Here is a 15,722-nt window from a genome sequence, read left to right as displayed (position 1 = left end):
CCCGTAGCTCAAAAACCGTTTAGTTTGCGATCGCGTGCCCACTCTTGCGGGGTATACGCTTTGATCGAGAGAGCGTGAATGCGGTTGTCCGCTATATATTCCGCTAATGGACCATACACGGCCTGCTGTTTTTTGACCCGGCTCATGCCGTCAAAAATCTCACCCACAGCAATAACCTGAAAGTGACTGCCGTCGCCAGTGACGTGGGCTTCCTGGAGAGAGAGTGCGTTCATCAGCACTGTCTGAATTTCATGATTTTCCATGGGCGTTAATTTCATCTGATAGTGAAAACAGCCCCACATCTTAGAGGAAAGTGAGGCGGTCTTAAATAAGCAAAAAGCCCCGTTGGTATACCAAACGAGGCTTTAAAGAGTAACGTACTGAAAAAATTAGCGAGGCAATACGTCCGCAGGCAAATTATATAATGCTGCAAGCGTCTGCAAATTCTCGCTGATCCCTTCGAGTGAAACCTGATGACCCTGAATTTTCCCCTGAGCAATCAGGTGAATTAATAGTGCCACACCAGCAGTATCAACGCGCGATACGGCGTGAAGATCGATGCAGGTTGTCCCTTTCATTGCCTCCTGACGAGCATTCCACAGAGGATTCAGCACATCCTGATCAAGCTCGCCTTGCAACACCAGCCGTTCACCTTCACGCACCCAGCTTAATTGCGGCGTCATTATTTCTTCTGGTCCAGAGTAATTTTCTGGTGAGAAATGGACTGCAACTGCGCGGTCAGTCCATCAATACCTTTGGTACGCAACAGATCGCTCCATTCATTTTGCTTGGTGGTGATCATGCTCACCCCTTCGGCAATCATGTCATACGCCTGCCAGTTACCGGACTGCGTGTTTTTGCGCCACTGAAAGTCCAGACGCACTGGCGGACGACCGTTAGGATCGATAATGGTCACACGGATCGGCACGATCGTGGCATCACCCAGCGGTTGCTCCGGGGCAATCTCGTATGTCTGACCGTGGTACATTGCCAGCGCCTGGCCATAGGCCTGTTTCAGATATTCACGGAAAGCAGCGAAGTAGGCTTCGCGCTGCGCAGGCGTTGCGTCTTTATAGTAACGCCCCAGTACCAGAGCGCCGGCATATTTAATCTGGACGTATGGCAGTAATTCCTGGTCAACCACATCACGTAAATAATCAGGATTCGCGCGAATCTTCGGCTGCTCATTTTTGAGGCGATCAAATGTTTTCTTTGCCGCTTCCTGCATTGCTTTGTACGGATTAGCTTGCTCCGCCGCGTTGGCGAGCCCAAGTGGCGCGATAACCAGCATGGCAACCATTAATAGACGTTTAAACATGCGTCAACTCTCCTCGTTAATTCGTCTTACCAGCAGACGGTGCGCTGGAAGTATCATCCTGCGGTTTTGACTGCGCATCGCCAGAATTCTTATTGTCACTGCCTTTACTGTTGTAAAGGAATTGTCCGATCAGGTCCTCAAGCACCATGGCGGATTTCGTATCCTGGATTGTGCTGCCTTCTTTAAGCATAGAAGTTCCCAGCTCAGGATCCTCAAAACCTATGTTCAAAGCCAAATATTGCTCACCCAGCAAACCTGACGTGCGAATAGCCAGCGAACTTGTATCCGGAATCTGGTTATAACGTTCTTCGATATCCATCGCGACGCGCGGCAGATAGGTTTTCGGATCGAGTTCAATATCCGCAACACGGCCAACCACTACGCCACCAATACGGACCGGCGAGCGTGCTTTCAGACCGCCAATGTTGTCAAAGGTTGCGTACACGCGATACGTCGGTTCGGTGCGCATAGAGGCGACATCGGCCGCTTTCAGGCAGATAAACAGCCCCGCCAGCAGCGCCAGTAACAGAAAAATGCCTACCCAAATTTCACTTTTTTTCGTTTGCATGAACTCAATTCCCAAACATCAATGCGGTGAGCACAAAATCCAGACCAAGAACGGCCAGTGAAGAGTGCACAACGGTACGCGTCGTTGCCCGACTGATCCCGGCAGAAGTCGGGATCGCGTCGTAACCATTAAATAAAGCAATCCAGGTTACAGTGATAGCAAAGACGACGCTCTTAATCAGACAGTTCACCAGATCCAGTCGCCAGTCGACGGCATTTTGCATCGCCGACCAGAAGAACCCTGAGTCGATTCCTTTCCAGTTCACACCCACCAGCGAGCCGCCCCAGATACCAACTGCAACGAAGATAATCGTCAGTAATGGCAAGGAGATAACACCCGCCCAAAAGCGAGGGGAAATCACGCGCCGCAGTGGGTCAACAGCCATCATTTCAAGGCTTGAAAGTTGCTCAGTCGCGCGCATCAGGCCAATTTCCGCAGTCAGTGCAGACCCCGCACGCCCTGCATAAAGCAGCGCAGCGACAACGGGCCCCAGCTCACGCAACAAGGAGAGTGCCACCAGCATTCCCAGACTGGTTTCCGCGCTGTAGGTCGTCAGCACCAGATAGCCTTGTAAGCCAAGCACCATGCCGATAAAGACGCCGGACACGATAATAATGAGCATCGACAGGACACCCACATTATAGAGTTGGCGCACCAGCAACGGCGCGTGTTTGCCAAATTCCGGCTTACCGACCAGCGCGTTGAAGAGCATTAAACCAGCGCGGCCAAACGTCGCGATCGTCTTAATCCCGCGATGTCCAAGCGACGCCAGTGCATGTAACAACATGAGTGGCTTAACTCCCTGTCTCAAATAAATCGGATTGATATTGACCTGCGGGATAGCGGAACGGCACGGGTCCGTCAGCAATGCCGTCGAGGAACTGACGGACACGAGGGTCAGCGTTTTCCTGCAAGCCTTGCGCGCTGCCCTGCGCCACAATTTTCCGGTCTGCCACTATATACGCATAGTCGGCGATGCTCAGCACTTCCGGCACGTCATGGGAAACGACAACACAGGTTACGCCCAGCGCGCTATTCAGTTCAGAGATAAGCTTCACCAGCACACCCATGGTAATAGGATCCTGGCCGACAAAAGGTTCGTCGAACATGATTAAATCAGGTTCCAGCGCGATAGCCCTTGCCAGCGCCGCACGACGCGCCATCCCGCCAGAAAGTTCGGAAGGCATGAGTTTTGCCGCACCGCGCAGCCCTACCGCCTCCAGTTTCATCATGACCGTACTTTTCAGCAACGCAGCCGGTAAGTTCGTATGTTCGCGCAGCGGATAGGCGACATTATCGAACACGGTCATATCGGTAAATAATGCGCCGGACTGGAACAACATGCTCATCCGTTTACGCACGGTAAACAGCCGGGAGCGACTCATCTCGGGGATATTCTCGCCGTCAAAAAGGATCTCACCCGCGTCTGGCGGTATCTGTCCACCAATAAGACGAAGCAACGTTGTTTTACCAATCCCGGACGGACCCATGATGGCGGTGATTTTACCGCGCGGCACCGTCAGCGAGATATTGTCGAAAATACGCCGACTTCCACGGGAGAAACTCACGCCACGGATATCGACCAGATTCGCCACAGTCTGGCTCATTCTTTCTTCCTTATAAGCCTTGATTGGGTCTAAGCATGATGCCGGATAACAGCAAGAACCCACCATTTTTACAGAATATTACCCGTATGAGTTAGCGAAAGCTGGCATTTGTTTTACTTTTGAGCCGCATAAAGTCAAAATTAAGAATTCTCTACGCCGCTTAAAATTCCCGGTTTTCCCCGGCAATCGCAGCCTGCGGACCGGCAGATTATACCTCAAGAAAGGACTTTAGATGCTTTTAGCGACGGCGCTGTTAATTATTGGTTTACTGTTAGTAGTATACAGCGCTGACCGATTGGTATTCGCCGCCTCGATTTTATGCCGCAGTCTGGGCGTTCCACCGTTACTCATTGGGATGACAGTGGTGAGTATCGGCACCTCTCTTCCGGAGATGATTGTCTCCGTTGCTGCCGCCATGCATGGTCAGCTTGATCTGGCGATGGGTACGGCCCTCGGCTCTAATATCACCAATATTCTGTTGATTCTTGGACTCGCTGCGCTTCTGCACCCATTTACCGTCCATTCCGATATCCTGCGCCGTGAATTGCCGCTAATGTTAATAACCAGCATGCTGGCAGGGTTCGTCCTGTTTGACGGGCAACTTACCCGGCTGGACGGCCTGTTTTTACTTCTGCTGGCCGTGCTATGGCTTGTATACATTGTTAAAATCGCCCGTCTGGCTGAACTGCAAGGTAGCGATACGCTAACACGTGAACAAGTTGCAGAGTTGCCCCGTGGCGGCAGCCTGTCAGTGGCATTCTTGTGGCTTGGCGTTGCACTCATCATTATGCCGATGTCAACACGCATGGTCGTAGACAATGCCACGGTGGTCGCAAACTATTTCGCGATGAGCGAATTAACCATCGGCCTGACGGTGATTGCCATTGTGACCGGTCTGCCGGAACTAGCGACAGCTATTGCCGGGGCACGTAAAGGAGAAGACGATATTGCGATCGGTAATATCATCGGCTCGAATATTTTCAACATCACGCTGGTGCTGGGTTTACCCGCGCTGATAGCGCCGGGTCATTTTAACAGCCTGGCTTTTACGCGAGATTATGGCGTGATGTTACTGGTGAGCGTCATTTTTGCCCTCACCTGCTGGCGACGTAAGCAGCAGACAGGCAAAGGAACTGGCGCATTATTATTAGGCGGTTTTATCACCTGGTTAGCACTACTGTACTGGGTTACGCCGCGTTTGACAGGATAACTGGACACACATTTATGTCGCATATCGATCTGCAACCGGGCTTCGACTTTCAGCAGGCTGGCCGGGACGTTTTGCAAATTGAACGTGAAGGCCTGGCTCAGCTTGATCAATACATCAATCAGGATTTTGCACAGGCCTGTGAGAAAATTTTCTATTGCAGCGGCAAAGTCGTCGTAATGGGAATGGGGAAATCCGGTCACATCGGCCGCAAAATGGCCGCAACATTCGCCAGTACCGGGACCTCTTCTTTCTTTGTTCATCCGGGAGAAGCGGCGCATGGCGATCTGGGTATGGTCGGTTCGCAGGATGTGGTGATCGCGCTGTCGAACTCCGGTGAGTCGAATGAGATCCTCGCGTTGATCCCGGTGCTCAAACGACTCAAAGTCTTTCTGATCTGTATGACAAGCCGTCCGGACAGCAGTATGGGCCGCGCGGCTGACATTCATCTGTGCGTGAAGGTGCCACAAGAAGCCTGTCCATTAGGGCTGGCACCAACATCCAGTACAACCGCCGCACTGGTCATGGGAGATGCCCTGGCCGTCGCGCTGTTGAAAGCCCGGGGTTTTACAGCAGAAGATTTTGCGCTTTCCCATCCTGGTGGCGCGCTTGGGCGTAAGCTCCTGCTGCGAGTCAATGACATCATGCATACCGGGGATGAAATTCCGCATGTGAGTAAAGAGGCCACGCTGCGTGACGCCCTGCTCGAAATCACGCGCAAGAATTTAGGCCTGACGGTTATTTGCGACGATCTGATGAAAATCGAAGGCATTTTTACTGATGGCGATTTGCGCCGCGTATTTGATATGGGCGTAGATGTGCGAAGTTTAGGTATTGCTGAGGTCATGACGCCAGGCGGTATTCGCGTGCGTCCTGGCACACTGGCGGTGGACGCGCTCAATCTGATGCAGTCCCGCCATATCACCTCTGTTTTGGTTGCCGATGGCGACCAATTGCTGGGTGTGTTACATATGCATGATTTGCTGCGCGCGGGCGTGGTGTGAAAAAGGATCGAAGAATGAGTAAGGTTGGAGCGTCGCTTGCGACATGCTACGGACCCGTCAGTACGCAGGTAATGGCGAAGGCAGAAAAAATTAAGCTGTTAATTCTTGATGTAGATGGTGTTTTATCTGATGGATCTATCTACATGGGTAATAATGGAGAAGAGTTAAAAGCGTTCAACGTCCGCGATGGTTACGGTATCCGTTGTGCATTAACGTCCGACATTGAGGTTGCCATTATTACTGGTCGAAAAGCTAAACTGATGGAAGACCGCTGCGAAACGCTGGGCATTACGCACCTTTATCAAGGGCAATCAGATAAGTTGTTGGCTTATCGCGAGTTATTGAGCAAACTTTCGCTGACGCCGGAACACGTTGCGTATGTGGGAGACGACCTCATCGACTGGCCTGTGATGGCTGAAATCGGTTTAAGCGTGGCGGTGGCGGATGCGCATCCGTTGCTCATTCCTCGGGCGAATTATGTCACCCGTACAGCAGGCGGGCGTGGTGCAGTTCGTGAAGTGTGTGATTTGTTATTGCTGGCGCAAGGCAAGCTTGATGAGGCCAAAGGGCAATCAATATGAGTAAAACCAGACGTTGGGTCATCATTGTGCTGTCACTGGTCGCACTGATACTGATTGGGGTGAACCTGGCCGATCGCGAACAGCCTGAACAAGTGACCGTTAACAATACTGACCCAACGTATAAAAGCGAGCATACCGATACGGTAGTCTACAGTCCGGAAGGTGCCTTGAATTATCGGCTGATAGCCCAGCATGTTGAATACTATTCTGCTGATGCGATCACCTGGTTTACCCAACCGGTGCTAACAACTTTCGACAAAGATAAAATTCCCGAGTGGTCCATTAAGGCGGATAAAGCGAAGCTGACCAATGACCGGATGCTTTATCTTTATGGACATGTTGAGGTCAACGCCCTGACCGCGGATGCTCAACTGCGAAAAATTACGACGGATAATGCACAGATAAACCTGATCACGCAGGATGTCGCCTCTGATGATCAAGTCACGTTATACGGAACAACATTTAATTCCACCGGCCTGAAAATGCGCGGCAATTTACGCAGCAAAAACGCCGAGCTTATTGAAAAGGTTAGAAGCTCCTATGAAATTCAGAACAAACAAACTCAGCCTTAATTTTGCCCTGGCCAGTGTCCTTTTTGCCGCCAGTCTTCCGGCGCTTGCGGTGACCGGCGATACCGAGCAACCGATCCACATCGACTCCGATCAGCAGGCGCTGGATATGCAGGGGAATGTGGTGACCTTCACCGGTAATGTTGTCGTGACCCAGGGCACCATCAAAATCAATGCCGACAAGGTTGTGGTAACACGCCCTGGCGGTCAGCAAGGTAAAGAAATCATTGATGGTTACGGTAATCCTGCCACCTTTTACCAGATGCAGGATAACGGCAAACCCGTGAAAGGCCACGCCTCCCAGATGCACTATGAGCTGGAAAAAGATTTCGTGGTCCTGACAGGCAATGCCTACCTTGAACAGCTTGATAGCAACATCACGGGCGACAAAATTACCTATCTGGTGAAAGAGCAGAAAATGCAGGCTTTCAGCGATAAAGGCAAACGCGTGACGACGGTTCTGGTGCCGTCGCAGTTGCAGGATAAGAGCAACAATAAAACCCCGGCTCCGGCGCAAAAAAAGAGTAACTAATTCGTTATGGCAACATTAACTGCAAAGAATCTCGCCAAGGCCTACAAAGGTCGTCGTGTGGTGGAAGATGTCAGTCTGACAGTCAATTCAGGCGAAATTGTCGGGCTGCTCGGTCCTAACGGTGCAGGTAAAACCACGACGTTCTACATGGTCGTTGGTATCGTGTCGCGTGATGCGGGCAATATCATCATCGATGATGAAGATATCAGTCTGCTGCCGCTGCATGCCCGGGCACGTCGCGGTATCGGCTATTTGCCGCAGGAAGCCTCTATTTTCCGGCGCCTGAGCGTATTTGACAATCTCATGGCGGTACTGCAAATTCGCGACGATCTCACATCCGAACAGCGTGTGGATCGGGCGAACGAGCTGATGGAAGAGTTCCATATTGAACATCTGCGCGACAATATGGGGCAGGCGCTTTCTGGTGGTGAACGTCGTCGTGTCGAAATTGCTCGCGCGCTGGCCGCAAACCCGAAATTTATCCTGCTGGATGAACCGTTTGCTGGCGTTGACCCGATATCGGTAATTGATATCAAGCGCATTATTGAGCACCTGCGTGATAGCGGACTTGGCGTGTTGATTACCGACCACAACGTTCGCGAAACGTTGGCGGTGTGTGAGCGGGCTTATATTGTCAGCCAGGGGCATTTGATCGCGCACGGTACGCCTCAGCAAATCCTTGAAGACGAACATGTTAAGCGCGTATATCTTGGGGAAGACTTCAGACTCTGATAGGGTAGGGTTTATTGACGTGTTTAGTCGGAGAGTACTGCTCTGAATATGAAGCAAGGTTTGCAATTAAGGCTCAGCCAACAGCTAGCCATGACGCCACAGTTGCAACAGGCTATTCGCCTGCTGCAACTGTCCACGTTGGAACTTCAGCAAGAACTCCAGCAAGCTCTGGAAAGTAATCCATTGCTTGAGCAAACCGATCTTCACGAAGAAGTGGATGCACAACAATCCCAGGACAACGAAGGGCTGGACACGGTTGACGCTCTTGAGCAAAAAGAGATGCCCGAAGAGTTGCCCCTGGATGCCAGTTGGGACGAAATCTATACCGCTGGCACCCCTTCCGGTAGCAGCACCGATTATCTTGACGATGAACTGCCTATTTACCAGGGGGAGACCACCCAGTCGCTACAGGATTACCTGATGTGGCAGGTTGAACTCACCCCCTTTTCGGATACCGATCGCGCCATTGCGACCTCCATTGTCGACGCTGTTGATGACACGGGGTATCTCACCGTTCCCCTGGAAGACATCCTGGAAAGCATGGGTGATGAAGAGATCGGTCTGGATGAAGTCGAAGCGGTACTGAAACGTATTCAGCGTTTCGATCCGGTCGGTGTTGCGGCCAGGGATCTGCGCGATTGCCTGTTGATCCAACTCTCTCAGTTTGCCAAAGAGACCCCCTGGTGCGATGAAGCGCGTTTAATCATCAGCGATCACCTGGATCTGCTCGCTAACCATGACTTCCGTACGCTGATGCGCGTAACGCGTCTGAAAGAAGATGTGTTAAAAGAGGCGGTCAATTTAATCCAGTCTCTTGATCCACGCCCTGGCCAGTCAATCCAGACCGGCGAGCCCGAATATGTCATTCCTGACGTGCTGGTGCGCAAGCACAATGGGCGCTGGACGGTCGAGCTGAACTCCGACAGCATCCCACGTTTGCAAATCAACCAGCACTACGCCGCTATGTGCGGTGGTGCGCGTAACGATGCCGACAGCCAGTTTATCCGCAGCAATCTGCAGGAAGCGAAATGGCTGATCAAAAGCCTTGAGAGCCGGAACGATACCCTGTTAAGGGTAAGCCGCTGCATTGTTGAACAGCAGCAGGCGTTTTTCGAGCAAGGCGAAGAATTTATGAAACCGATGGTACTGGCCGATATCGCTCAGGCCGTCGAGATGCATGAATCAACGATTTCCCGTGTCACGACCCAAAAATATCTGCACAGTCCGCGTGGCATCTTTGAGCTTAAATATTTCTTCTCCAGTCATGTGAATACCGAAGGCGGCGGCGAAGCTTCGTCAACGGCTATCCGTGCACTGGTGAAGAAATTAATTGCCGCAGAGAATCCTGCGAAGCCGTTGAGTGACAGTAAGCTGACTACCATGCTCTCAGATCAGGGTATTATGGTAGCGCGGCGAACCGTTGCGAAGTATCGAGAGTCTTTATCCATTCCGCCGTCTAATCAGCGCAAACAGCTGGTGTGACCTAACCGATAAGGAAGACACTATGCAGCTTAACATCACAGGACATAACGTCGAGATAACCGAGGCCCTGCGCGAATTCGTCACCGCGAAATTTGCCAAACTCGAACAATATTTCGAAAGGATCAATCAGGTCTATGTTGTGTTGAAAGTGGAGAAAGTGACTCATATCTCGGACGCGACCCTACACGTAAACGGGGGGGAGATTCATGCAAGTGCGGAAGGACAAGACATGTATGCTGCTATCGACGGTTTAATTGATAAACTGGCGCGGCAGCTCACGAAACATAAAGATAAACTGAAACAACACTAATTGTCCGGGCACTCGTCTGGCGCGTATCACCCTGCCGCAACCCGGCAGGGTGTCTGCACTGGCGACGCTTAGGTGAAATTATGATGAACAACGATTCCGCTCTTCAATTGAGCAATGTCCTTAACCAGGAATGTACCCGTAGTGGCGTTCACTGCCAGAGCAAAAAACGTGCCCTGGAAATTATCAGTGAACTGGCTGCAAAGCAGTTGAGCCTGCCACCACAAGTGGTCTTCGAAGCGATCCTGACGCGTGAGAAAATGGGCAGTACCGGCATTGGTAACGGTATCGCCATCCCTCACGGAAAACTCGAAGAAGATACTCTTCGTGCCGTTGGTGTTTTTGTGCAACTGGAAACACCTATCGCCTTCGATGCCATTGATAACCAGCCAGTCGATCTACTCTTCGCGCTTCTGGTTCCCGCCGATCAGACCAAAACCCACCTGCATACGCTTTCGTTGGTGGCCAAGCGTCTGGCGGACAAAACCATCTGTCGCCGCCTGCGCTCAGCGCAAAGCGATGAGGAGTTGTATCAGATCATCACGCTGACAGAAGGCGAAAATGACGATGCGTAACGCAACAGCCGCCTTTCTGTCGTTGGTTCTGAGGAGAATTGGCTCATGGTCCTGATGATCGTTAGTGGTCGTTCGGGCTCTGGTAAGTCAGTGGCCCTGCGCGCCCTGGAAGATATGGGATTTTACTGCGTCGATAACCTGCCGGTCGTCCTGTTGCCAGAACTGGCAAGAACGCTGGCTGACCGCCAGACGTCAGCCGCCGTCAGCATCGATGTGCGTAATATGCCGGAATCCCCGGAAATTTTTGAGCAGGCGATGAGCAGCCTGCCGGACTATTTCTCACCGCAACTGCTGTTCCTGGATGCCGATCGTAACACCTTGATCCGTCGCTACAGCGACACGCGTCGTCTGCACCCTCTTTCCAGCAAAAACCTGTCTCTGGAAAGCGCCATCGATGAAGAGAGCAATCTGCTGGAGCCACTGCGCTCACGCGCGGATCTCATCGTCGATACATCGGAAATGTCTGTTCATGAGCTCGCCGAAATGCTCCGCACCCGCCTGTTGGGTAAACGCGAGCGCGAGCTGACGATGGTGTTCGAGTCCTTTGGCTTTAAGCACGGTATCCCTATCGATGCCGACTATGTGTTTGACGTACGCTTCTTGCCTAACCCGCACTGGGACCCGAAATTACGCCCAATGACCGGGCTGGATAAACCGGTTGCCGCCTTCCTTGACAGACATACGGAAGTGCACAATTTTATTTACCAGACTCGCAGTTATCTCGAACTGTGGTTACCGATGCTGGAAACCAATAATCGCAGCTATTTAACGGTGGCGATTGGGTGTACCGGCGGTAAACACCGTTCCGTCTATGTGGCTGAACAGCTTGCGGACTATTTCCGCTCGCGCGGTAAAAACGTTCAGTCTCGTCATCGTACGCTGGAAAAACGGAAAACATGACCGTAAAACAAACTGTGGAAATCACCAATAAGCTGGGTATGCACGCCCGCCCGGCGATGAAACTGTTTGAACTGGTTCAGGGTTTTGATGCTGAGGTGCTGCTGCGTAACGACGAAGGAACCGAAGCCGAGGCCAATAGCGTGATTGCGCTACTCATGCTGGACTCCGCCAAGGGTCGGCAGATAGAGATAGAAGCGACAGGCCCCCAGGAAGAAGAAGCGCTGGCGGCAGTCATTGCGCTTTTTATTGCCGGGTTTGATGAAGACTGACTGCACGCGTTTTCCCTCTCCCAATGGAGAGGGTATTGTCAATGCAGTTTATTGCGTTCCAGGAACTCTTCTCCGCCAAGCTGACGCATCTGACGCATAATCCACGCCTGACGGCTGCGCACATACCCTGAGGGCGCATCCGCGCGAAAACGTACCGGATTTGGCAATACCGCCGCCAGCAATGCCGCCTCAGCCATCGTCAACTTGCTGGCGGGTTTATGAAAGTAACGCTGCGAAGCGGCTTCCACACCAAAGATGCCATCGCCAAATTCAGCAATATTCAGATAGACCGTCAGAATACGCCGCTTTGTCCAGACAGCCTCCGTGACCAGCGTTAATCCCGCTTCAAAGCCTTTACGCACCCAGCTTTTACCGTCCCAGAGCAGCAGGTTTTTAATGGTCTGCTGGGAAATGGTTGACGCACCGCGAATACGATTTTCATGCTGTTCATTGTGCGACAAGGCTTTTTCAATCGCGCCAAAATCCAGCCCCCAATGGTCCGGGAAACGCTGATCTTCGGCGGCAATCACCGCCAGCGCCGCCCAGGGTGAGATCTCATCCATACCGACCCAGTCCGAGTGAGCGACATAGCCGAAATCCCCGGTAAGCCACGCCCCAAACTGCCGTTCGACCATCACGGCTGAAAACGGCACCGGCAAAAAACTGAACAGAAGAATACCGCCGCCCCAGAAAATGCCCAGCGCCAGCACCACCCGGAGTAATAGCTTTTTGATTTTCGCCATTAGCGGGCCACGCGCCCCTCTCATTCAGTGAGCACCAGAACGCGAGAGACCAGTTTTTCGATCCCTGCGGCCGCCTCCGCAATATTCTGCGCCAGCATATACGCAGGTGTGGTCACCACTTTGTTGTCCTCATCGACCACAATGTCGTCGACAGGGCAAGGCACGTGTTCAGCCCCCATATCTTCCAGTACCTCAGCGGTATCGATATCCGTGCCAATCGTCAGACGCAGCGGGAAATCAAAGATTTTTGGCAGCATCGCAGGCGCAATACACATAAAGCCGAGCGGTTTCCCCGCCTGGTGCATCTCCAGAGCCAGTCTCTTCAGATCCGGGTCGACCACACTTTCACTACCGAGACTTGCAAAGCTGCTCAGGTTTTTTGCTGCGCCAAATCCGCCAGGAACAATCAGCGCATCCAGATCGTTTATTGATGCCTGCGCGATCGGAAGGATCGCACCGCGAGCGATGCGGGCCGCTTCGATCAGCACGTTCCTGCTTTCCCCCATCGGTTCACCCGTGAGATGATTAATGACATCGGTCTGGGGCTTGTCCGGTGCAAAACATACAGCCTCAGCGCCTTCGCGAGCGATCGCCAGTAGGGTGATGACCGCTTCGTGGATCTCCGATCCGTCATAAACGCCTGATCCGCTGAGAACAACACCGATTTTTTTCATTTTGCTCATCCTTTATGCAACGTACTCGGGATAATTAAAAATTTTGATAAGGGCGCTACGCTTCACACATTTCGCTGATTGATGTAACAAATACTTTAAGATTTGCTATCTTATGTGCGTGCAGTTCAAATTTTCCCGACTGCGCCCTTGATAAAAAAATATATAACTTTACGGCGCAGCCACGATTTCCCTGGTGTTGGCGCAGTATTCGCGCACCCCGGTTAATCCGGGGTCATTTTTTTCCAGCGTTTGCCACCCACGCCTTCAAAACGTCAACATCGTGCTGCCATTCCTGCTTCATCTCTTCAACCCATTCACCGACGTTATCCCACCAGGCTGGCAGGTCGGGTGACTGAATTTGTTGACCCAGTTGTTGCAGATGGCGAAGACCGACCGATCCCGCGGCACCTTTGATCTTATGCCCCTCCTCGACGATCCCTTTTTGATCCCGCGCGGTAAGGTTAGACTCCAGTACACTCAGATAGCCCGGCATCATTTTCTCGAATACCGCCAGCCCATCGGTGATCAGCTTTGGCCCGACCAGCTCGATATACTGTTCAAGCATCGGGATATCCAGCAGATTTTGTGATTTTTGACCCTCGGTAATAGACATTGCGTCTTTCTCCTCTTCTTCGCCCGCATCCCAGAATTTCTTAATCATGGCAGTTAATGCCGGGACCGCCAGCGGCTTGCTTAAGACGTCGTCCATCCCTGCATCCAGATATTCTTTTTTATCTTTCAGTACGTTGGCGGTAAGCGCCACCAGCGGTGGTAAATCGTCGCGGGCAAACTGGCTGGTGAGGATGCGCGAAATATCCAGCCCGGTCATATCCGGCAACTGAATATCCAGCAGTACCAGGTCGTATTCTCCAGGTTTGAACATCTCCAGTGCGGCCTTACCGGTCATCGCCACATCCACACTATTGCCCAGCTTTTCCAGTACGGAACGGGCAACGATCACGTTAAGCTCAATGTCTTCCACCAACAGCACATGCAGCGCTGGCAGCGGCATATCATCGTCTTCAAACGCATCTTCCACTTCCTCTGCTACCGCAGGCGCGTGAACAGTCAGGGTGAAGATCGAACCTTTGCCCGGCTGGCTGGTAACAACAATGTCACCGCCCATGTTTTTCGCCAGGCGACGCGATACCGCAAGACCAATCCCGGTACCGGTAGCAGGCTTGCCGCCATGGCTATCTTTCACCTGATAATACATGGCGAAAATTTTATCCAACTCTTCGCGAGGAATACCAATCCCGGAATCTTCGACCTCAAAGTGCAACATATCGCCTTCGTCATAGCGCACACGGACTGTGACTTGCCCCTCACGGGTAAATTTGACGGCGTTGCTGATAAGGTTCCACAGGATCTGCCGCAAACGCGTGCCGTCAGTGACCACCTTATGCGGTAACGGCAGGGCAGGCTCCATGACAAAGCGCAGACCTTTCTGGTGCGCCTGCAGGCCGGAAAGGTTCTCCAGGTCGGCGAGGAAGCTGGTGAAATCCACCGGCTGATTATCGAGCTGGACTTTACGACGCTCCATTTTATCCATGTCAATAATATCATTGAAGATATTGCCCAGAGTGACGGCGGAGACATGGATTGTTTTCAGGTATTTTTCCTGCTCGGCCGTCAAATCGGTATCCAGCAGAATACGGCTCAGCCCGACGATGCCATTAAGCGGCGTGCGCAGTTCATGGCTGATAGTAGAGATAAAGGTGGTTTTATCGCGGCTGGCACGCTCCAGGGCGTCCTGATAGCGCTTACGCTCGGTGATATCACGCCCGAAACCCATCAAGCCGTGGCGCTTACCTACGCGGTCATAATAGGGCACCTTGCGAATTTCAAAACAGGCTTTGCGCCCATCCGGATAATCCAGCCACTGCTCATAGGTCAGCGAAACATTGTGGCGAAACACCTTCTCATCGGTCTCAATGACCTTCTCCGCCGCTTCCGGCGCGTAGACATCCTGTGGTTTAAGGTTAATCAGTTGCTTCTCACTTTTGCCCGTCAGCAGTTCCATTGCCCGGTTGCAGCCGGAAAATTCTTTGTCTTCGTTGCGATAGAAAACCAGGTCCGGGGAGGCATCGAGGAAAGAGCGTAAAAAGGTGGATTGCTGTTCAAGCTGAATCTGCGTCTGCTCGCGCTCCTGCATCTCCACTTTAAGCTGCTCAAATGTCGCCTGACGTTCAGCTTCGGCTTTCTCGCGATCCGCCATCTCCTGGTTAAGCCGGGTGATGTTGTCTTTAAGCTGGATATTCAGTTTGAGGTCGCGGTCGCGCATCTCTTCCAGCTTGTCCACCAGCCGCGACAGGCGCTGACGTGACTCTTCAAGCTGCTCAACCACAACCGATAAGAAATAGACCGCCCAGGGGGTAATTAACAAGCCAAAAAAGATAGAGCGAATGACGTCGATGCTCGCCACCTGCCCCTGTAAGACCATCGTCACCGCCATTTGTACGACGATAGCCAGTACCACCAGCGCCAGGGCAAGTAACAGGGAGAAACGAACCAACCCGAGCTTCATCATCAGGTCGACGTAATATTGCGCCAGTAAACGGATTTGCTTCATAGCGATTTCCTTAAACAATTCCGTTCAATAATACCCAATTCTGAGCAACACGTTGAAGGTTGTGCGAAAAATGCGGAGCCAG

General features: G+C 52.1%; 20 protein-coding genes. 11 read left to right on the top strand and 9 right to left on the bottom strand.

Annotated elements, in window-relative coordinates; translation table 11 throughout:
* Positions 1-8: 8 nt before the first annotated feature.
* From ibaG to mlaF, 6 genes are all read right to left on the bottom strand, one after another.
* Positions 9-263: a BolA family iron metabolism protein IbaG gene (gene ibaG / locus ACS0RQ_RS02970; RefSeq protein ID WP_039077462.1), complete on the bottom strand. Its 255-nt coding sequence runs from the start codon at positions 261-263 to the stop codon at positions 9-11.
* Positions 264-389: 126 nt separating this feature from the next.
* Positions 390-683 carry a lipid asymmetry maintenance protein MlaB gene (mlaB, locus tag ACS0RQ_RS02965; protein ID WP_039077461.1) on the bottom strand — a complete coding sequence of 98 codons (294 nt, stop codon included), beginning with the start codon at positions 681-683 and terminating at the stop codon, positions 390-392.
* Positions 683-1,318, bottom strand: a complete 636-nt coding sequence (gene mlaC / locus ACS0RQ_RS02960; protein WP_039077460.1) for a phospholipid-binding protein MlaC — start codon at positions 1,316-1,318, stop codon at positions 683-685. The genes mlaB and mlaC overlap by 1 nt, the downstream gene beginning before the upstream one ends.
* 16 nt (positions 1,319-1,334) lie before the next feature.
* Positions 1,335-1,886, bottom strand: coding sequence for an outer membrane lipid asymmetry maintenance protein MlaD (gene mlaD / locus ACS0RQ_RS02955; protein ID WP_039077459.1), 552 nt, complete (start codon positions 1,884-1,886; stop codon positions 1,335-1,337).
* A gap of 4 nt (positions 1,887-1,890) precedes the next feature.
* Positions 1,891-2,673, bottom strand: coding sequence for a lipid asymmetry maintenance ABC transporter permease subunit MlaE (mlaE, locus tag ACS0RQ_RS02950; protein WP_039077458.1), 783 nt, complete (start codon positions 2,671-2,673; stop codon positions 1,891-1,893).
* Between the two features lie 7 nt (positions 2,674-2,680).
* The gene (mlaF, locus tag ACS0RQ_RS02945) at positions 2,681-3,493 is read right to left on the bottom strand and encodes a phospholipid ABC transporter ATP-binding protein MlaF (protein ID WP_108700569.1); all 813 of its coding nucleotides are present in this window, start codon (positions 3,491-3,493) and stop codon (positions 2,681-2,683) included.
* A gap of 232 nt (positions 3,494-3,725) precedes the next feature.
* Between mlaF and ACS0RQ_RS02940 the strand changes: the two genes are divergently transcribed.
* The 11 genes from ACS0RQ_RS02940 (at position 3,726) to npr (ending at position 11,651) form a co-directional block, all read left to right on the top strand.
* Positions 3,726-4,703, top strand: coding sequence for a calcium/sodium antiporter (locus ACS0RQ_RS02940; protein WP_271849909.1), 978 nt, complete (start codon positions 3,726-3,728; stop codon positions 4,701-4,703).
* A 14-nt stretch (positions 4,704-4,717) separates the two neighbouring features.
* The gene (kdsD, locus tag ACS0RQ_RS02935) at positions 4,718-5,704 is read left to right on the top strand and encodes an arabinose-5-phosphate isomerase KdsD (protein ID WP_271849908.1); all 987 of its coding nucleotides are present in this window, start codon (positions 4,718-4,720) and stop codon (positions 5,702-5,704) included.
* A gap of 14 nt (positions 5,705-5,718) precedes the next feature.
* Positions 5,719-6,285 (top strand): 3-deoxy-manno-octulosonate-8-phosphatase KdsC, encoded by a 567-nt coding sequence (kdsC, locus tag ACS0RQ_RS02930; RefSeq protein ID WP_039077454.1) that lies wholly within the window; start codon positions 5,719-5,721, stop codon positions 6,283-6,285.
* On the top strand, positions 6,282-6,857 hold the full coding sequence (lptC, locus tag ACS0RQ_RS02925; protein ID WP_039077453.1) for an LPS export ABC transporter periplasmic protein LptC: 576 nt from the start codon (positions 6,282-6,284) through the stop codon (positions 6,855-6,857). The genes kdsC and lptC overlap by 4 nt, the downstream gene beginning before the upstream one ends.
* Positions 6,826-7,386, top strand: coding sequence for a lipopolysaccharide ABC transporter substrate-binding protein LptA (lptA, locus tag ACS0RQ_RS02920; protein WP_271849907.1), 561 nt, complete (start codon positions 6,826-6,828; stop codon positions 7,384-7,386). The genes lptC and lptA overlap by 32 nt, the downstream gene beginning before the upstream one ends.
* Positions 7,387-7,392: 6 nt before the next feature.
* Entirely contained in the window at positions 7,393-8,118 is a 726-nt protein-coding gene (lptB, locus tag ACS0RQ_RS02915; protein WP_039077451.1) for an LPS export ABC transporter ATP-binding protein, read from the top strand.
* Positions 8,119-8,166: 48 nt separating this feature from the next.
* Positions 8,167-9,600: an RNA polymerase factor sigma-54 gene (rpoN, locus tag ACS0RQ_RS02910; RefSeq protein ID WP_071194438.1), complete on the top strand. Its 1,434-nt coding sequence runs from the start codon at positions 8,167-8,169 to the stop codon at positions 9,598-9,600.
* A 22-nt stretch (positions 9,601-9,622) separates the two neighbouring features.
* Complete coding sequence (hpf, locus tag ACS0RQ_RS02905) at positions 9,623-9,910, top strand: ribosome hibernation promoting factor (protein WP_039077449.1); 288 nt, start codon at positions 9,623-9,625, stop codon at positions 9,908-9,910.
* Between the two features lie 80 nt (positions 9,911-9,990).
* Positions 9,991-10,482, top strand: coding sequence for a PTS IIA-like nitrogen regulatory protein PtsN (ptsN, locus tag ACS0RQ_RS02900; RefSeq protein ID WP_039077448.1), 492 nt, complete (start codon positions 9,991-9,993; stop codon positions 10,480-10,482).
* A 45-nt stretch (positions 10,483-10,527) separates the two neighbouring features.
* Positions 10,528-11,382: an RNase adapter RapZ gene (gene rapZ, locus ACS0RQ_RS02895; protein WP_039077447.1), complete on the top strand. Its 855-nt coding sequence runs from the start codon at positions 10,528-10,530 to the stop codon at positions 11,380-11,382.
* Positions 11,379-11,651, top strand: a complete 273-nt coding sequence (gene npr, locus ACS0RQ_RS02890) for a PTS phosphocarrier protein NPr (RefSeq protein ID WP_039077446.1) — start codon at positions 11,379-11,381, stop codon at positions 11,649-11,651. Before rapZ ends, npr begins: the two co-directional genes overlap by 4 nt.
* 38 nt (positions 11,652-11,689) lie before the next feature.
* On the opposite strand, the gene mtgA is transcribed toward npr, so the two are convergent.
* The 3 genes from mtgA to arcB form a co-directional block, all read right to left on the bottom strand.
* Positions 11,690-12,394, bottom strand: coding sequence for a monofunctional biosynthetic peptidoglycan transglycosylase (gene mtgA / locus ACS0RQ_RS02885; RefSeq protein ID WP_223878759.1), 705 nt, complete (start codon positions 12,392-12,394; stop codon positions 11,690-11,692).
* Between the two features lie 20 nt (positions 12,395-12,414).
* Positions 12,415-13,068 carry an isoprenoid biosynthesis glyoxalase ElbB gene (elbB, locus tag ACS0RQ_RS02880; RefSeq protein WP_271849906.1) on the bottom strand — a complete coding sequence of 218 codons (654 nt, stop codon included), beginning with the start codon at positions 13,066-13,068 and terminating at the stop codon, positions 12,415-12,417.
* Between the two features lie 232 nt (positions 13,069-13,300).
* Entirely contained in the window at positions 13,301-15,640 is a 2,340-nt protein-coding gene (gene arcB / locus ACS0RQ_RS02875) for an aerobic respiration two-component sensor histidine kinase ArcB (protein ID WP_271849905.1), read from the bottom strand.
* Positions 15,641-15,722 lie beyond the last annotated feature (82 nt).

The sequence above is a fragment of the Phytobacter diazotrophicus genome (genome assembly GCF_052061655.1).
Taxonomy (GTDB): Bacteria; Pseudomonadota; Gammaproteobacteria; order Enterobacterales; family Enterobacteriaceae; genus Phytobacter; species Phytobacter diazotrophicus.
Note: the sequence above shows the minus strand (reverse complement) of the source record. Positions and strands in the feature narration are given on the sequence as shown.